General features: G+C 43.5%; 17 protein-coding genes and 1 riboswitch. Of the genes, 5 read left to right on the top strand and 12 right to left on the bottom strand.

Annotation, left to right across the window (positions count from 1 at the left end; translation table 11 throughout):
* Window positions 1–208: 208 nt before the first annotated feature.
* Complete coding sequence (locus tag KPF51_RS09020) at window positions 209–1,018, top strand: IclR family transcriptional regulator (protein ID WP_005723771.1); 810 nt, start codon at window positions 209–211, stop codon at window positions 1,016–1,018.
* 76 nt (window positions 1,019–1,094) lie between these two features.
* Here KPF51_RS09020 and KPF51_RS09015 read toward each other — a convergent pair whose 3' ends face one another.
* From KPF51_RS09015 to rmuC, 10 genes are all read right to left on the bottom strand, one after another.
* The gene (locus tag KPF51_RS09015; protein WP_005717722.1) at window positions 1,095–1,673 is read right to left on the bottom strand and encodes a TIGR00645 family protein; all 579 of its coding nucleotides are present in this window, start codon (window positions 1,671–1,673) and stop codon (window positions 1,095–1,097) included.
* 138 nt (window positions 1,674–1,811) lie between these two features.
* A complete protein-coding gene (locus KPF51_RS09010; protein ID WP_005754787.1) occupies window positions 1,812–3,116 on the bottom strand; it encodes an MFS transporter in 1,305 nt (434 codons plus the stop codon).
* Entirely contained in the window at window positions 3,106–3,771 is a 666-nt protein-coding gene (gene thiE / locus KPF51_RS09005; protein WP_015691009.1) for a thiamine phosphate synthase, read from the bottom strand. The genes KPF51_RS09010 and thiE overlap by 11 nt, the downstream gene beginning before the upstream one ends.
* 9 nt (window positions 3,772–3,780) lie before the next feature.
* A complete protein-coding gene (gene thiD, locus KPF51_RS09000; protein WP_005723780.1) occupies window positions 3,781–4,602 on the bottom strand; it encodes a bifunctional hydroxymethylpyrimidine kinase/phosphomethylpyrimidine kinase in 822 nt (273 codons plus the stop codon).
* Entirely contained in the window at window positions 4,595–5,398 is an 804-nt protein-coding gene (gene thiM / locus KPF51_RS08995) for a hydroxyethylthiazole kinase (RefSeq protein WP_061406360.1), read from the bottom strand. Before thiM ends, thiD begins: the two co-directional genes overlap by 8 nt.
* 486 nt (window positions 5,399–5,884) lie before the next feature.
* On the bottom strand, window positions 5,885–6,832 hold the full coding sequence (locus KPF51_RS08990; RefSeq protein WP_005723783.1) for an ABC transporter substrate-binding protein: 948 nt from the start codon (window positions 6,830–6,832) through the stop codon (window positions 5,885–5,887).
* A gap of 22 nt (window positions 6,833–6,854) precedes the next feature.
* Window positions 6,855–7,508: a thiaminase II gene (gene tenA / locus KPF51_RS08985; RefSeq protein ID WP_005717734.1), complete on the bottom strand. Its 654-nt coding sequence runs from the start codon at window positions 7,506–7,508 to the stop codon at window positions 6,855–6,857.
* A gap of 72 nt (window positions 7,509–7,580) precedes the next feature.
* Window positions 7,581–8,333 (bottom strand): ABC transporter permease, encoded by a 753-nt coding sequence (locus KPF51_RS08980; protein WP_005723785.1) that lies wholly within the window; start codon window positions 8,331–8,333, stop codon window positions 7,581–7,583.
* A complete protein-coding gene (locus tag KPF51_RS08975; RefSeq protein ID WP_005723787.1) occupies window positions 8,323–9,051 on the bottom strand; it encodes an ABC transporter ATP-binding protein in 729 nt (242 codons plus the stop codon). The genes KPF51_RS08980 and KPF51_RS08975 overlap by 11 nt, the downstream gene beginning before the upstream one ends.
* 80 nt (window positions 9,052–9,131) lie before the next feature.
* Window positions 9,132–9,235: riboswitch (TPP riboswitch) on the bottom strand.
* Between the two features lie 87 nt (window positions 9,236–9,322).
* On the bottom strand, window positions 9,323–10,960 hold the full coding sequence (gene rmuC, locus KPF51_RS08970; protein WP_061406361.1) for a DNA recombination protein RmuC: 1,638 nt from the start codon (window positions 10,958–10,960) through the stop codon (window positions 9,323–9,325).
* A 106-nt stretch (window positions 10,961–11,066) separates the two neighbouring features.
* Here rmuC and KPF51_RS08965 point away from each other — a divergent pair, with 106 nt between their 5' ends.
* From KPF51_RS08965 to aroE, 4 genes are read left to right on the top strand one after another with little or no spacing between them, the layout of a single operon-like run.
* Complete coding sequence (locus KPF51_RS08965) at window positions 11,067–11,669, top strand: nucleoside triphosphate pyrophosphatase (RefSeq protein WP_005723788.1); 603 nt, start codon at window positions 11,067–11,069, stop codon at window positions 11,667–11,669.
* A 17-nt stretch (window positions 11,670–11,686) separates the two neighbouring features.
* On the top strand, window positions 11,687–12,244 hold the full coding sequence (locus KPF51_RS08960) for a type I DNA topoisomerase (protein WP_005723789.1): 558 nt from the start codon (window positions 11,687–11,689) through the stop codon (window positions 12,242–12,244).
* The gene (locus tag KPF51_RS08955; protein WP_005723790.1) at window positions 12,244–12,795 is read left to right on the top strand and encodes a Sua5/YciO/YrdC/YwlC family protein; all 552 of its coding nucleotides are present in this window, start codon (window positions 12,244–12,246) and stop codon (window positions 12,793–12,795) included. Before KPF51_RS08960 ends, KPF51_RS08955 begins: the two co-directional genes overlap by 1 nt.
* A gap of 3 nt (window positions 12,796–12,798) precedes the next feature.
* Window positions 12,799–13,608: a shikimate dehydrogenase gene (aroE, locus tag KPF51_RS08950; protein WP_059246443.1), complete on the top strand. Its 810-nt coding sequence runs from the start codon at window positions 12,799–12,801 to the stop codon at window positions 13,606–13,608.
* A 65-nt stretch (window positions 13,609–13,673) separates the two neighbouring features.
* On the opposite strand, the gene lsrK is transcribed toward aroE, so the two are convergent.
* Window positions 13,674–15,242: an autoinducer-2 kinase gene (lsrK, locus tag KPF51_RS08945; protein ID WP_005754801.1), complete on the bottom strand. Its 1,569-nt coding sequence runs from the start codon at window positions 15,240–15,242 to the stop codon at window positions 13,674–13,676.
* A 46-nt stretch (window positions 15,243–15,288) separates the two neighbouring features.
* Entirely contained in the window at window positions 15,289–16,254 is a 966-nt protein-coding gene (gene lsrR / locus KPF51_RS08940; protein WP_005723795.1) for a transcriptional regulator LsrR, read from the bottom strand.
* Window positions 16,255–16,317 lie beyond the last annotated feature (63 nt).

Genomic DNA, 16,317 nt, shown 5'->3' with positions numbered 1-16,317 from the left:
CACAATTCAGTGTTTTATTTCACATATTGAAACGACGTTTTAAAAAATTATAATCGGATTTATGCGGGTTAGCAAATTAAAAAGCAGAATAAAAAATAATATAAATCAATGAGATAGGAATTTTTAGCGCGTTTTGTGATCAAGATCCCATTTTTATTTTTCCGATATCTATTTAGAATAGCGAAAGATAGAATCGATTAATTTTTGGATGGATGTGATGAAAGAAGAGGATAAAACGAAGAAAGCAGGCAGTAATCAAAGTCTGATTAGGGGCTTACTCCTGATAGATATTTTGAGTAATTTTCCAAACGGTTGCCCACTCGCAAAATTATCAGAATTATCAAATTTGAATAAAAGTACCACACATCGTATGTTGCAAACGTTACAGTCTTGTGGCTATGTAAAACCTGCAAATACGCTAGGGGCTTATCGCTTAACGACAAAATGTTTAACTCTCGGGCAAAAAACGCTGAGTTCATTAAATATTTTGAATCTTACCGCACCTTATTTGGAGCAGTTGAATTTAGAAACAGGGGAAACCGTTAATTTATCGACCCGTGATCATCACCATGCGGTCATGATTTATAAGTTAGAACCGACCACAGGTATGTTACGTACACGTGCCTATATTGGGCAGCGTTTAGAACTCTATTGTTCTGCCATGGGCAAAATTTTTATGGCGTATGAAAAAGGGCATGCGCTAGATGATTATTGGGAAAAGAATCAAGCGACGATTCAGCAACTGACCGTGAATACGATTGTGACACAAGAAGCAATGGCATTGGAACTGGCGAAAATTCGCGAATTAGGTTACGCCATGGATAATGAAGAAAATGAAAGAGGTGTCACTTGCTTAGCATGCCCTGTGTTTGACATTCATGGCAATGTCACCTATTCGGTTTCTATTTCCTTATCTACCGCACGTTTGAAACAAATTGGTCAAGACACGTTGTTGCGCCATTTAAAACAAACGACTCAAGCAATTTCACAAGAATTGGGTGCAGTTATGCCGAGTTAATCGCATAAAAGTAAAAAACCTGTCAACACAGTGTGTATTGACAGGTTTTTGCTTTTTAGTCAGGTAGTGTAATGCCTTAATGTCCTTTATGGCTTGTGCTATACAAAATTTTATCGGTATATGCCATGGCAACCGCAGAAACCAAGAAACCGAGGTGCAGGAATAATTGCCACATCATGGTTTTTTCGTCCATATTGGCAGCATTGACGAAAGTTTGGAGTAAATGGATTGACGAAATACTAATAATCGACATCGACAGTTTCACTTTGAGGACCGAGGCATTTACATGACTAAGCCATTCTGGTTCATCAGGGTGATCTTTAGTACGTAACTTGGAGACGAAAATTTCATACCCCCCGACGATCACCATCACTAGCAAGTTAGCAATCATCACTACATCGATTAAGTTCAGTACGGCTAACATGATCATATTCGCGTCCATACTTTGTAAATTAGTCATTAATTCCCATAAAGATTTCATGAATTTATAGGCATAAAGACCTTGTACGACAATTAATCCTAAATAAATAGGTAATTGTAACCAACGACTGGCAAAGATAATTTGGCTGATGACATTTGGCGCAGCTTGGCGTTGGCGTGACTTATGGCGTTTTTGTTTTGTATTGTGTTGTGAAGGTTGAATAGGTTGTTCCATATTTATTTATCGTTTTTCAGCTAAATCAAAAGAAGTGTGCAAAGTACCTGTTTTTTAGCCAAAGTTCAACGAATTTTTGTGTTAGCCACAAAATGAAATGTGATTCACCTTGAGGCAGGTAAATCACATTTCGGGTGATCAGTGGTGGCTGAGAGAAAGATGTTTCGTTTCTTTGATTTGCATAACTGCAAAGAAAGAGATTAGGGCATTGAGCGCTAAATAAATGCCCACACCAATCAAACCAACGTGCGCATTGATTTTCATTGCCACCATGGTCGCGACACTGGCGCCTAAAATGCCCGCGAGGTTATAGGCTAATGAGGCACCAGAGTAACGCACTTCCGTCGGAAACAGTTCGGGGAGTAATACGGCCATTGGACCAAAAGACATCCCCATAATGATAAAACCAACAGCTAAGAACATGAAAACGCTTGTTGCGCTTCCTTCGCTTAAAAAGAGGGGTAATGCCAGTCCAAAAAGGCAGGTGGCGAAACTGACCCACAGCATTAAGCGACGGCGTCCGATTTTATCCGCATAAATGCCCGAGAAAACAATAGAAATGGCAAAGATCACCGAAGTAATTAATAAAAAAGCGGTGAAGGTTTTTGCTGGTAAACCTAATCCCATTGGATGCCCGGCGGGTGATAATGTGGTTGGGCTTTTGGCATAAATTTGGGCAAAGGCAGCTAAGATATAAAACAGCACATAGCCTGCAGTTGCTAAAAATACTCCACTTAGGAAAGGTTTAAGATGTTGGCGAAACACCACACGAACCGGAAATGCATGCGTTTTGCCTTCTTTTTCGACTTGAAAAAATACCGCACTTTCGTGAATTTTCGCGCGCACATACCAACCAATCGCAATTAATACTGCAGACGCAATAAAAGGAATTCGCCACGCCCATTCCACCAATGCCGCTTGTCCAAACAGTTGCCCAACCAGATAAAATGCAGCATTGGCAAGTAATAAGCCAATCGGCGCACCGAGCTGTGGGAAAATACCATATCTTGCACGTTTTTCGGCGGGGGCATTCTCAATTGCCACTAAGGCCGCACCGCCCCATTCTCCTCCCAATCCAATACCTTGCCCAATTCGGCAAAGGCAAAGTAACACTGTCGCCCAAATTCCAATGCTTTGATATGTCGGCAGTAAGCCAATTGCTACTGTCGAAACGCCCATTAAGACCAGTGAGGCAATCAAGGTTTTTTTACGCCCAATTTTATCGCCAAAATGCCCAAATAATAAGGCGCCAATCGGGCGGGCAAAGAACGCCAATGCCAAGGTCGAAAGTGCCGCTAACTGATTGGAAACAGGATCATCGCCATGGAAAAATTGTTGGTTAAACACCAAGACTGCTGCCATGGCATAAATGTAATTATCAAAATACTCAATGGCGGTTCCAACCATTGTGGCAAGGGCTACATTACGTGGATTATTGCGCATTACCCAGTAACTCCTTTACAGTTTTAGCTATATCGGCGGATTGTGTGATCGCAGAAATCACCGCTACGCCATTCGCGCCACGTTGGCGTAATTCCTCGGCAGTCTGTGCCGTCACACCGCCAATTGCCACGATTGGTTTGTCAATGCCGTGTGCCCGAATAGTTGACACAAAATCCACACCGACCACCGGTTTAGGATCTTCTTTTGATTGTGTGGGAAAAATAGGACCTGTACCAAAGTAATCAATCAATGGATTGGCTTGTGCTGCGATGCCTTGCTCAAGGGTATTGACGGAGGTGCCAATAAAACAATGACTATGGCAAAGTGCGGCAACATCCGCCACCGCCATATCCGTCTGCCCCACATGAATTCCATCTGCGCCAATGTCAATGGCTAATTGCACATCATCATTGACCACAAATGGCACCTGATATTGACGGCAAAGGTCGCGACATTGAATGGCTAATGCTTTGATTTTGTCGGGGTCTTGTAGGGCTTTTTTGCCTTTCTCACGGAATTGATAGCAAGTAATACCACTTTGCAGCGCTTGTTGTAAAATGTTGAGTAAATTTTGGGCAGGATCACCGTCAAGATGTAAACAATCTTGTGTACCAGCGATGAAATATAAGCGCATAAAGGCGTGGACTGGTTTCATCTTTTCTCCTTAACGGCTTTTTTGATTACATTCAGCATAAGCCCAATGGTTTGTCGGTCCATGACCATGACCGATATTGAGCGGATGACTAATCGCAGCGGTTATAAAGGCTTTCGCGGTTTTTACTGCATCCACCACTTGTGCTCCTTTGGCTAATTCCGCGGCAATACAGGCTGAGAAGGTACAACCTGTCCCGTGAGTATGGCGCGTGTTAAAGCGCGGACTGTCGAAATGCAAGATTTCCGTTGGGGTGAACAACCAATCACGACAGACATCACTTTGTGAGTTTTCACTATGTCCCCCCTTGATCACCGCATGGCGTACACCCATTGCGCGTAATTTTTCTGCTGCTTCGCAGGCGGTGTTATCATCGACAATGTTGATGCCTGTGAGTGCTTCTGCTTCGGGTAAATTGGGTGTGATGACTTCAGCGTTTGGCACCAATAAGGTGCGCAATGCCTCCACGGCATCAGGTTCTAACAAGGCAGCACCGCCTTTGGCGTACATGACGGGATCCAATACCATTCTGCCAAAATCATATTTTTTGAGTGCGTGAGCGATACATTCGATAATCGCCGTATTGCCTAACATGCCGATTTTGAATGCATTCACTTGGTAATCGTCTGCAATGGCTTTTAATTGCCCTTCAATAATATTCAATGGCACCGGATGAATATCATATACACCAAGACTATTTTGCACGGGAATGGCAGTAATGGTGGTCATGCCAAAAACACGTTGCATCTGGAAAGTTTTTAAATCCGCTTGGAAACCTGCGCCACCACAATTATCTGAGCCAGCGATGGTTAAGGCGATAGGAATGTTACTCATAAGAAATCCTTGCATATTGATTGATTGTTTCAGGTGAAAGGTGGGCAAGTTGATCCAGCAAGCCCACATAAAATTGTCCATGTTGTGTTGTTTTTAATCCTTGCGCAGCAAGTTCACCAGCAATGGCATAGGCAGTGCAAGCTTCTAACATGGCATCAAAATACTGTTCAGGTTTCGCTACCGCTAAAAAGGCACCACACACCGAACTTAATAAGCAACCTGACGCGGTGATTTTTGGAAATAAGGGCGTACCATTATGGATTTGCGCATGGTGTTCGCCATCACTAAGATAATCAGTCGCGCCGCTTATCATGGCAATGCATTGGTATGTTTTTGCCACGATATGCGCAATCTGTGCTAAATCGGCTTCGCCCGATCCCGCGTCCACTCCTTTCGCTTGCCAATTCACCTCTGCGATTGTCGCTAGCTCACCAGCATTACCACGAATGGCGGTAAATTTGACTTCTTTTAGTAGCTTTGCCACCGTTTGTTTGCGGAAGGTGGTTGCGCCAACACCAACCGGATCAAGCACCACGGGAATACCTACTTCATTGGCTGTTTTACCCGCTAAGACCATGGCATCGACTTCTTTGCTCATTAAGGTGCCAATGTTGATCACTAGCGCTTGGCTAAGACGAGGTACTTCGTGCATTTCTTCCATTGCCGCAGACATCAGCGGTGAGGCACCAATCGCTAACAGTCCGTTAGCGGAAAAATTCGCCGCTACCACGTTAGTGATATTGTGGATAAGGGGATTTTGGGAGCGGATTTGTTGTAAGTATGTTGGGTTTAGCATGTTGTTTGTTACTTTTGGGTTAGGTTTTTGTATTATTTATCGGGTTTCGCCCGATGGGCGACCTTCTTTCTTTTGTTTGCCGAAAAGAAAGAAGGCAAAGAAAAAGGCACCCCCGATTAAGTGGCTGGTCCTCATTTCACCCTCATTTTATTCATAGAATGTGAGCAGACTACGTACTACTACATTGGTGCCACTTTCCTAACAATCATGCTACCGTATGGGCAGCGTACAGGTGGAAAGTGTCTTGTTACGTGTTTAATCAGAAACTTTCCAAAAATGCACCGCACTTTCGATTATTTTTGGGTGAACCACTTCCCCGTGTAAGTTGCCCGAAGGGAAAAGACATTTTTAAGAAAATAACGTTGCGCAACGAAGTGAAGACAACTTATTTTCTGTTAAAAAAATGGCTTTGACATGAGGACCAACAACTTAGTCGGGTCGCTTTTCTTTGCTTACTTTCTTTGGCGAAGCAAAGAAAGTAAGAAATCATTTAATCTCTACCGCATAATCGGATAATGGTTTCACCACTTTCGTCAACCCGTTCGCTTTCAGGAATTCTGCCATGCGCTCATAGCGGTGGCTATCTAACGCTCTTGGACGTAAAGCTAAACGGGGTAAAGTATCTGTCCACGCAAGACGGTTGAGATCATTGTTTAATTCTTTTTCCTTGTAAGCCACAAAAGCCTCCCACGCGGCTTGCGGGTGATTTAAGGTATAGATGGTGGCTTGCTCAAGTGCGGTTAAAAATTTGCTGATTTTCTCTGTCGGCATCGTATTTTTATTCGCAACCAAAATGAGCTCATCGTACACTGGAACGCCATGTTCTTCCGGATAGAACGCCCGTCCCGGTTGTTTTTCTAATTTCATTTGGTTTAATTCAAAGTTACGGAAACCGCCGATTACAGCATCCACTTGACCACTTATTAATGACGGTGAAAGTGACCAGTTAACGTTGACCATTTCGATATCTTTATCCGTTAAGTTTGCCGAACCTAACATCGCTTTTAATAAGGAATCTTCGAAACCACTGACGGAATAACCAATTTTTTTGCCTTTTAAATCGGCAAGGCTTTTAATTGCACTTTTTTCTAACACAATTAAGCTGTTAAGCGGCGTTGCCACTAAGGTGCCAACACGGGTGAGTGGTAAATCTTCTGCCACTTGAATTTGTAACTGGGGTTGATAATCCACCGCTAAATCCGCTTTTCCTGCAGCCACTAATTTAGGTGGTAGAGAGGGATCAGCTGGCTCTACAATTTCAACGTCTAACCCCTGTTGAGCAAAATAGCCTTTTTGTTGTGCTACGATAATTGCTGCATGGTCAGGGTTGACGAACCAATCAAGTAATAAGGTGAGTTTTTCTTTGGCGGATACCGACAGGCTTACTCCCATGGCAAATGCGACAGTAAGGGTTTTTTTCACGAGTTTTTGCATTTTTTGTCTCCTTTTTTATTTTTTAACTTAAATCCAATCCCATTTGCCAAAACGCCGATTCCATGCGTGTGGCAGTATTAAAAATCTGTTGTAATTTAGCAAGCTGTGCTTCAGAGCGATCCGCACAAAGTGCATCTAAGGTAGCGATTGCGTTTTGTGCTGCATTTTGGAATTCTTCGCCAGAATAGGTATCAATCCATGCTTGGTAAGGGTTGTTTGCTGGGCTTTTGCCACTTTCTACAATATGCTTTGCAATCACGGCATAACCAATCGCACAAGGGGCTAGCGCGGTATAAAGTTCAGCTAAACCGCCCGTCATACCCGCATCTAAGACATAACGGGTGTAAGCCACACAAGCGGCAGATTCTTCCGTGCGAAATAAGGTGTTTTCATCAATACCCCAGCTTTCACAGTATTGAATGTGTAGCTGAATTTCATGTAACAGAGCGCCAATGGCGTCTTGTGCGGCTTTCATTTGTGCAAAGTTGTCTGCTTTGTAAATCCCTAAGGACAAAGCACGGTTATATTGAAATAAAAATAAATAATCTTGTTTTAAATAGTGCTGAAAACACGCTTTCGGCAAGGTACCGTCGGCTAACTGTTGCACAAAAGGGTGGTGGATATAATCCAGCCAATAGCGCCCTGAATTGTTGATAAGTTGTTGTGTTGTGGACATGGTTTTTCCTTTTCTTGCTAAAACGTTTTTCAAATAGACCGCACTTTATCTGGCATCGCCATGATCTGTGTTTTATTTAATGTATTGCACCCAAGGTAGCCACTTCCTGAGGAAATAATCCACGCTGAAATACAAGACGAGGCTGATGACCATCAAAATTAATAAGGCGGAGAACATTAAATCCACCTGCATTCTGGCGTTAGCGTGTAACATTAAATACCCTAATCCTTGTGAAGACCCCACCCATTCGCCGACAATCGCGCCAATCGGTGCCACAGAAACGGCAATACGTAAGCCAGAAGCAAAGGAAGGTAGCGCGGCGGGAAGGCGCACTTTAAATAACATTGCGCTTGCTGAAACCTGCATGGTTTTTGCCAATTCCAACCATTGCATCGAGGTATTACGTAAGCCGTCGTAACAGGCAGCTGTCACGGGGAAATAAATGATCAAAATCGTCATCACAATTTTAGACGCTAACCCATAGCCAAACCAAAGCACCAGCAAAGGCGCAATGGCAAACACTGGAATAGCTTGGGAAATGACTAACAGGGGTAATAATAATTTAGATAAATAATCAGATGCGCTGAGTAACAGAGCGGAGATAAGCCCCAAAGACACGCCAAGGAATAAGCCTAAACCAATTTCAAGTAAGGTAATTTGGCTGTGTTGCCACAATAAATCATAGCGATTGTGTAATTGCGCAAGCACATCATTCGGTGGTGGCAACATGTAGCGTGGAATGTCGAAAAAAAACACCGCACTTTGCCATAGCGCTAACAACATCAAGCTTAATAGCACAACATGGATAAGCGGCTTAATTTTCATGTTGCCCCTCAATCAGTTGTGCTAATAATTGTTCTTGTAATAGCCAAAGATCCTGTTGACCAAGTTGTCTTGGCGGCGCACTGCTAAGTTCGATAGGCTCAGACAAGCGAGCTGGTTGGTTTTTCAGGACATAAATCGTGTCGCTTAAACGGATCGCTTCTTGCGGATCATGGGTAATCAGCAACACCGTTTTATGCTTGAGTAGATCACAAGCCAGATCTTGTAATTGAATACGGGTGACGGCGTCCAATGCCGAAAAAGGTTCATCCATTAAAATGGTATTGGCGTCTTGCATTAACGTGCGCGCTAAGGCGACACGTTGACGCTGACCGCCAGAAAGCTGATAGCAAGGTTTATGCCAGTGATTTGCCATTTTGACTGCGGTGAGCAGGGCTTTGGCTTTTTCCTCACTTTGTTTATTTTTTTTTCCTTGTAAGTGTAAATGCAATTGCACATTGTCAAGCACGGATAACCAAGGATAAAGCGCATCTTGTTGCGCTATATAGCTAATCTGTTGTGTGGGTGACAGTACAATTTCACCTTCCGTTATAGCGTGATTTTCTAATCCAGCAATAGCACGGACTAAAGTGGATTTTCCGATGCCTGATGCGCCTAATAGGGTAGTCCATTTCCCTTTAGGTAACACGAAATTAAAACCAGCAAAGAGAGGTTGCTGATTATAGCTTAGGCGTAAATCACGGATCTCAACGGCAGACATGGGCAGAAACCAAGAGGTTAGCGCTTAGCGTTGAAAAAATGAAATGAGATCGGAATGAAGAATGAAAAAATATGATCGGATTATTGGCATAATTAGTTTCCTACGTCAGTGTTAGCTGTATCAGGTTCACGGGTATCATCTCAGCTTTGTACAATTTGGTTACAAAGCACCCCGACTAAAGTGCAATAAGACTACCTTTTTTCGCCAAAAAGAGAAGAATTTTGTTAAAAAATTGTGATCTTTGTCACGGAATTAATCCTATGTTGCTTGTTTATTGTGCGGTGTTGTCTTTCTGTGGTTGTGCCTCTGGGATATCGGCTTTAATCACGTCTAAACGTTCTGATTCTACGGCATGGTGTAGCAGTTCGACATTGGGCATAGTTTTGTTGGCCTTAGCAGAAAGATCTTTAAAACGTTCGACTTTACCGACCAGACCTTGCTGCCCAACCAATGCCGTCACGGTGCTGTTGTAATGACTGCTCGCAGAGGACAGGGTGTTGCCCAGTTTGCCTAAGCGTTCAGCAATGACACAGATTTGGTTGTAAATATCACCCGCCCGCGCGCTGATCTCTTTCGCTTCGGCATTGCCTCGCTCAATTCGCCACAAGTTTGCCACGGTGCGTAAAATTGGCATAAGGGTCGTGTGGGATACTAAAATGACGTTTTTCTCATAACCGTAATTAAACAACGTTGGATCCATTTTCATGGCTTCAATGTAGGCAGGTTCGACGGCAATAAACATCAGTACAAAATTCGGGCTACGCATACCAATTAAATTGCTGTAATCCTTGCGTGAAAGGTCATCAATATGGGTCTTGATCGCTTTAATATGTTCTCGCAATTTATTTTGGCGTTTGAGATCATCTTCTGCATTGACCGCACTTTCATAAGCAACGAGCGACATTTTGCTATCGATGATTAAATGTTTGTTATCAGGTAAATTCAGCACAAAATCGGGGTAATTGTGTTTCCCCTCGCCGTCTTTGAAATGCGCTTGGGCGCTGTAATGTTCTCCTTCTAATAAGCCCGCTAATTGCAAGGCACGTTCCAGTTGTACCTCGCCCCAGTTGCCTAAGGTTTTCTTTTCACCTTTTAAGGCTGAGGTGAGGTTATCTGCTTGTTGCGACATATTTAAGCCGATTTCTAACACTTTTTTGATTTCCGCTTCTAAGCCGGCATTGCCTTTCACCGATTCAGAATGGATTTCATTGACCCGTTTTTGGAACCCTTCGATTTGTTCACGGAACGGTTTAAGCAAGCTATCTAGTGCAGTTTGATTGCTTTGGCTAAAGCTACGGCTTTTTTCGTCTAAAATGCGGTTAGCGAGGTTTTGAAATTCGGTGCTCAGTTGTTGCTTACTTTGTTCGATATGTTGTTGTTGCTCAGCAAAGTGTTTTTCTTTTTCGCTTAAGGTAGTTTTGAGTTCCGTCAATTCTTGCGAAAGTGCGGTCAATTTTGCCACTAATTCCTGATTTTCTTGTTCTTTACGGGTGAAATTGGCTTGGCTATGTTCAAGTTGTTTTGCCAAACTTTCCGCTTGAGCAGAGGCAATCCCAAAGCGTTCTTTGAGTGCGGTGATTTTTTCCGCAATGTCATTATGGCGAGCTTGTTCCTCATCTAACTCTTTTTGCAAATAGGCTAATTTGTCATCACGCTCAATCAAACGCACTTGTAAACCTTCTGCGGTGGTTTGATATTTCACCACATGTTGTTCCAATTGATTTTTGGCTTGTTGAACCGCCTCAAATTTGCTTAATAATTGATTAAAATCCTCAATGGTTTTATTGAGATCCTGTTGTAGCTCTTGGCTGTCACGTTGACGACGCGCGCTGATAAAAAATAGCACCACGCAACTGATGATAAGGACAGCGATAATGAGCAAATATTGTGTGGTAGTGAGTTCAGACATGCGATTGACCATTTTTTGAAGAAAGTTAATTAGCGTTTAAAGTATAAAGGAATCTGGTGGATTTATCCTAACAGGTTATAATCTTTTTTATTTAGTCGGTGATCTTATGACAGATTTTCAATTTTATCTTGCCTCTAACAGCCCACGCCGAGCGCAAATTTTACAACAGTTAGGTTTTCGCTTTGCTTTGTGTTGTTGCGAGATTGATGAAACCCCGTTGCCTGATGAAAAAGGTGCTGATTATGTATTGCGTATGGCAATCGAAAAAAACAACGCCGCACGCCAACAGTGGCAACAGGCAAAATTTTCGCAAAATAGACCTCACTTGCCTTTCCTTTCCGCCGACACATCGGTGATTTTAGGGGATAAAATTTTAGGTAAACCTAAAAATGAAGCTGACGCGAGAGCGATGTTGCGAGCCTTATCGGCGAGAACACATCAAGTGATCACAGCAGTATGTGTGGCAGATGAAAACCGAATGCAAACGGTGATACAAACGAGCCACGTGCGTTTTAAAGTGCTGACGGAAAAGGAAATTCAAGGCTACATAGCCACTGGTGAGCCGATGGATAAAGCTGGTGCCTATGGTATTCAACAACTTGGTGGCGTTTTTGTTGAACACATTGAGGGCAGTTTTAGCGGGGTGATGGGGTTGCCGGTGTGTGAAACGGTGGCATTGTTGAAAGCCTTTGGGGTAGAATTGTTTTAATTTCATTGAGGAACACCATGAGCGAACGCCTTTTTCAACACAAAAAACAACAAGAACATTGCCCTCGTTGCGATGCTGTATTACAGCTGAAGCAAGGCAAAAAAGGGTTGTTTTTGGGCTGTTCGGCGTATCCAGCATGTGATTATATTAAGCCACTTTCATTTCAATCAGAAAGTAAAATCATTAAAGTCTTAGAGGAAACCTGTCCTGAATGCCGGCATCCTTTGGTATTGAAACAAGGGCATTTTGGCATGTTTATTGGTTGTAGCCACTATCCAGAATGCCATTTTGTGGTGCATGACGAACCCGAGGAACAAGCGGAAGAAACGATCCCTTGTCCCGATTGCCAACAAGGCGGATTGGTGGCTCGTCGTGGTCGTCAGGGCAAAGTCTTTTATGGCTGTGATCGCTTTCCTCATTGCAAATTTACCTTAGCGGCTAAGCCCTATTTGGTCGCGTGTCCAGCGTGTGGGAGTTCGGTTTGTACCTTGAAAAAAGAAACGGACACTCAGCGCACTTTTCAATGTGCGAACAAACGTTGTCGCCATATTTTTAACTCGGAAATCGCATCTTAATGAACATTCAACAAATCGTCGAACAACTTAAACAAAATGAAGTCGTCGCCTATCCGACCGAAGCGGTCTTTGGTTTAGGTTGTAATCCCAATAGCGAAAGTGCGGTGCAAAAATTATTGGTGTTGAAACAACGCCCCGTCGAAAAAGGGCTGATTTTAGTCGCGCCTTGTTTGGACTATTTCTTGCCCTTTATAGACACCACAGCATTTAGCCAAGCCGATTGGGATCGTTTACAGGCTAAATATGATCGCCCTACGACGTGGGTTGTGCCAGCGAAAACGACGACGCCCAAATTTTTAACAGGACAGTTTGACAGCATTGCGGTGCGTTTATGTGATCACCCGGCAGTGAAACAGCTGTGTGAACAAGCCGGTTTTGCGTTGACTTCAACCAGTGCAAATTTGACGACTTTGCCACCTTGTCGTACGGCAGAAGAAGTCAAAACACAATTCGGGGCGGATTTTCCGGTATTGGATTTGCCTGTAGGAGAGGCAACCAATCCTTCTGAAATTCGTGATCTTTTTACTCATCAACTGTTTAGACAAGGTTAAACCATGGATAAATACGCGGTATGGGGCAATCCAATCGCCCAAAGTAAATCACCACAAATTCATCAAATCTTTGCCAATCAAACTCAGCAACAGATGGAATATGTGGCAATGCTAGGAGATGAACAAGATTTTGAACAGCAATTGCGCGTTTTCTTTGAAAAAGGTGCCAAAGGTTGCAACATTACCGCCCCGTTTAAGGAACGGGCTTTTCAGTTAGCGGATCTTCACAGCGAGCGTTGTTTGACGGCGGAAGCCTGTAATACCTTGAAAAAATTAGACGACGGGCGTCTCTATGCCGATAACACTGATGGAGCAGGTTTAGTCAGTGATTTACAACGTTTAGGCTGGCTTAAGCCAGAACAGACCATTTTGATTTTGGGCGCAGGTGGTGCGACAAAAGGTGTGTTGTTACCTTTATTACAAGCCAAGCAACATATTGTGTTGGCTAACCGTACCTTAAGTAAGGCAGAGGATTTGGCACAAAAATTTGCGCAATATGGGCAAATCCAAGCGGTTGAGCTGGATAATATCCCCGTGCAATCCTTCGATTTAATCATCAACGCCACCTCATCAGGCTTGCACGGGCAAACGGTGCAGATAACCCCTGAAATTTTGCAAAACGCCACCGCACTTTACGATATGCAATATGCTAAACAAGCCGATACGCCGTTTGTGGCGTTATGCAAACAATTAGGCAAGCAAAACGTCAGCGATGGCTTTGGTATGTTGGTGGCACAAGCCGCTCACGCTTTTCATTTATGGCGAGGGGTGATGCCAGAATTTGAGGCGTTGCTAGAACAAGAGTGGCTTTAAAAAAACTGCAAAAAACCACCGCACTTTTATACAAAGGCGGTGGTTTTTTTATTGCCAAGCGAGGATTAGAGACCCGGCGCTTTCCACAGCGAAGTGGTTAATCCGCTATCAACTAGCTGTAACTGTTTGGCATAGACATCAGCCCATTTTGCTTTATGTTTCTGATAAAGTTGATAATTCTCTGGATTCGGTTGGTGTTGACGTTCAAATTTGACTAATTTCTTGCCTGCTTCACTGAGTGACGGGTAGAGTCCGACCCCGACACCTGCAGCAATCGCACAGCCCAGTGCGGTGGCTTCTTTGACCACTGGGATATTTACTACTAAGCCAGTCACATCGGCGAGAATTTGGCTCCAAAGTTTGCCTTTTGATCCACCGCCAGCGAAGACGATGGAAGTGAGGTTGACCCCCGAGAATTTTTCTACTTGATCTAAGTTGTAAGAAGACACTATGGCGGCATTTTCTTCTAACGCACGGAATAAGACTGGTTTATTACATTTTTCTGGATCAATGGAGAGATTCACAAAAGACGGTGCCGCGTGATACCAAGATTTAAAGTGCATGGCATCGGAGAAAATCGGAATGACATCATTTGCGCCGACAGGCACACGTTCTGCCATTTGTTCTAATAAAGTGTAGGTATCAATGCCTAAGCGTTCCGCTAGGATTTTCTCTTCTTGGCAAAACGCATCTCTAAACCAACGCATCGTTAAACCAGTAAAGAAACTAATGGATTCTGCTTGTACTAAAGGTGCGACAACATGGGGGTTAATCCGGACATTCATCTCAGGATCCGTGACGGGTTCAGGTAAATTGACAACTTGTTGCCAGAATGTTCCACCAATGACCGCAGCTTGAGATGGCTCTGTAATGCCTAATCCAATGCAGCCTAATTGCACATCACCGCCACCTACTACGACAGGGGTGCCAGCATGTAAACCGGTTTGTTGAGCGACAAGCGTGCTGACGTTGCCGAGGATCTCACCGGTTTCTTTTACTGGAGTTAAAATATCGCTATTGAGCCCTGCCATAGCCAGTAGTTCAGGTGCCCATTGTCGTGTTTTAAGATTGAGTATGCCGGTGGTGCCTGCATTAGATGGTTCTACGGCAAGTTCACCACTTAGCATAAAGCCAAGCCAGTCACTGATCATGGTCATGGCTTTCGTTTGTTGATAAATATCAGGACGATGGTGGGCGAGCCACAATAAACGAGGGACCGCACTCAGGGCAAGGGTTTGCCCTGAAATGGCATACAATTTTTCTTCAAAGCGGTGATCACAGCGTGCTTTTAATTCATTGACTTCTTCTGTGGCGCGGGCATCCACATTACCACAAGCCCAAATCGGTTGTTTATTTTCATCATATAACACAATGCCTTCACGCATGGAACAGGTTGAGATGGCGGCAATCTGTTGTGCTGGAATCTGGGATTTTTGGAGTGCTTGTTGGATGCAGTCACAAGCAAGTTGCCAGTTCGTGTTGAGATCAAATTCCATTGATCCGGGAATATTGGGATCAGCGAGGTGCGTCCATTCCCGTTGGGCAGCGACAATTTGATTCCCGTCTAAGTCAAAAATGACCGCACGTACACTCCCGGTCCCAGCATCAAGTGCCATAAGATATTGATTGCTCATTGATTTCTCCTTTCGCTGTAAGGAAGTAAAAGGAGCTCTTATCGCATCACACTAAGGCGGCTAACATCATTCGAGCTGTTTTTTCTTCCGTTACTAATGAATTAATATGTTGTCCATATAAGGCACTTAGGATGGCTTCGACTTTGTCTTCACCACCCGCAATGCCAATCACATTTGGGATTTTTTTCAAATTATCGAGCGTGACGCTAATCAGTTCTTCGTGTAAGGGCATATCCGGCTGGAGCTGTCCGTCTTTTTGCATAAAGTAGCCGAGAATATCACCTACCGCACCTTGTTCACGTATTAAACGTTGTTTTTCTTCGGTAATGTAACCAGTGCGCAGCAATGTGGCTTGCCCTTTCTGGCGCGTGGCGCCGATGCCAACAATGGCAGCATCGGCATGACAGGCCGCAAGCATAATATCTCTAACACAAGCTTCTCGTTTAAAGAGCTTTGCTGCTTCAATCGAAGACGCGCGTAAAGGTGCGGGAATAATACTGACGGAACAAGAGCCATCCAACTGACCTATCCCTTTCATATAAGGTCCCACCCCACCAGATAACGTAATCAACTTCAGATGATTGTGTGTAATAAACTCATTACTGTGCTTAATTGTTTGCATAATGGTTTCACCAAAACCAATCGCTAAGCGCTGATTGGGCTTTAGCATCGACATCAGCATTTGTGATGCTCCAATCCCTAAACGTTCATTGATTTCGTTTTTTTCTAACGCCGGCAAAATACGTATGTGTTTTAACTGAAAATGTTCTTTCAGTGCTTCTTCTAATTCAAGGCAACCGGTAAAACGTGAGTTAATCTGGACTTTAATAATGCCTTGTTGTCGTCCTTTTTCTAATAAACGTGATACTTTTAAACGAGGTAAACCCAATTTATCACCAATTTCCCCTTGTGTGAGATTATCGTGGTAATAGAACCACGCAATTCGTGCAAGTAGCTCCTCTTCACTCATCGTTTGGCTAGCATCAAGGGTTTCAAATTTATTGTCTGTCATAGTTATATTCTCAATAGCTTAATGCATTATTCATTTGTTTAATTTTATTATCAACTGTTCATT

The sequence above is a fragment of the Pasteurella sp. XG20 genome (assembly GCF_018968665.1).
GTDB lineage: Bacteria > Pseudomonadota > Gammaproteobacteria > Enterobacterales > Pasteurellaceae > Pasteurella > Pasteurella multocida.
The sequence above is the reverse complement of the archived record's forward strand: the minus strand, read 5'-3'. Positions and strand labels throughout refer to the sequence as shown.

Coding starts and splice junctions, on each gene's coding strand:
- lsrR (WP_005723795.1), bottom strand. CDS start 16,254: ATGACAGACAATAAATTTGAAACCCTTGATGCTAGCCAAACGATGAGT.
- lsrK (WP_005754801.1), bottom strand. CDS start 15,242: ATGAGCAATCAATATCTTATGGCACTTGATGCTGGGACCGGGAGTGTA.
- KPF51_RS08965 (WP_005723788.1), top strand. CDS start 11,067: ATGACAGATTTTCAATTTTATCTTGCCTCTAACAGCCCACGCCGAGCG.
- KPF51_RS09020 (WP_005723771.1), top strand. CDS start 209: ATGGATGTGATGAAAGAAGAGGATAAAACGAAGAAAGCAGGCAGTAAT.
- KPF51_RS08990 (WP_005723783.1), bottom strand. CDS start 6,832: ATGCAAAAACTCGTGAAAAAAACCCTTACTGTCGCATTTGCCATGGGA.
- tenA (WP_005717734.1), bottom strand. CDS start 7,508: ATGTCCACAACACAACAACTTATCAACAATTCAGGGCGCTATTGGCTG.
- KPF51_RS08955 (WP_005723790.1), top strand. CDS start 12,244: ATGAACATTCAACAAATCGTCGAACAACTTAAACAAAATGAAGTCGTC.
- KPF51_RS08975 (WP_005723787.1), bottom strand. CDS start 9,051: ATGTCTGCCGTTGAGATCCGTGATTTACGCCTAAGCTATAATCAGCAA.
- thiE (WP_015691009.1), bottom strand. CDS start 3,771: ATGAAACCAGTCCACGCCTTTATGCGCTTATATTTCATCGCTGGTACA.
- thiD (WP_005723780.1), bottom strand. CDS start 4,602: ATGAGTAACATTCCTATCGCCTTAACCATCGCTGGCTCAGATAATTGT.
- KPF51_RS08980 (WP_005723785.1), bottom strand. CDS start 8,333: ATGAAAATTAAGCCGCTTATCCATGTTGTGCTATTAAGCTTGATGTTG.
- KPF51_RS09015 (WP_005717722.1), bottom strand. CDS start 1,673: ATGGAACAACCTATTCAACCTTCACAACACAATACAAAACAAAAACGC.
- thiM (WP_061406360.1), bottom strand. CDS start 5,398: ATGCTAAACCCAACATACTTACAACAAATCCGCTCCCAAAATCCCCTT.
- rmuC (WP_061406361.1), bottom strand. CDS start 10,960: ATGTCTGAACTCACTACCACACAATATTTGCTCATTATCGCTGTCCTT.
- aroE (WP_059246443.1), top strand. CDS start 12,799: ATGGATAAATACGCGGTATGGGGCAATCCAATCGCCCAAAGTAAATCA.
- KPF51_RS08960 (WP_005723789.1), top strand. CDS start 11,687: ATGAGCGAACGCCTTTTTCAACACAAAAAACAACAAGAACATTGCCCT.
- KPF51_RS09010 (WP_005754787.1), bottom strand. CDS start 3,116: ATGCGCAATAATCCACGTAATGTAGCCCTTGCCACAATGGTTGGAACC.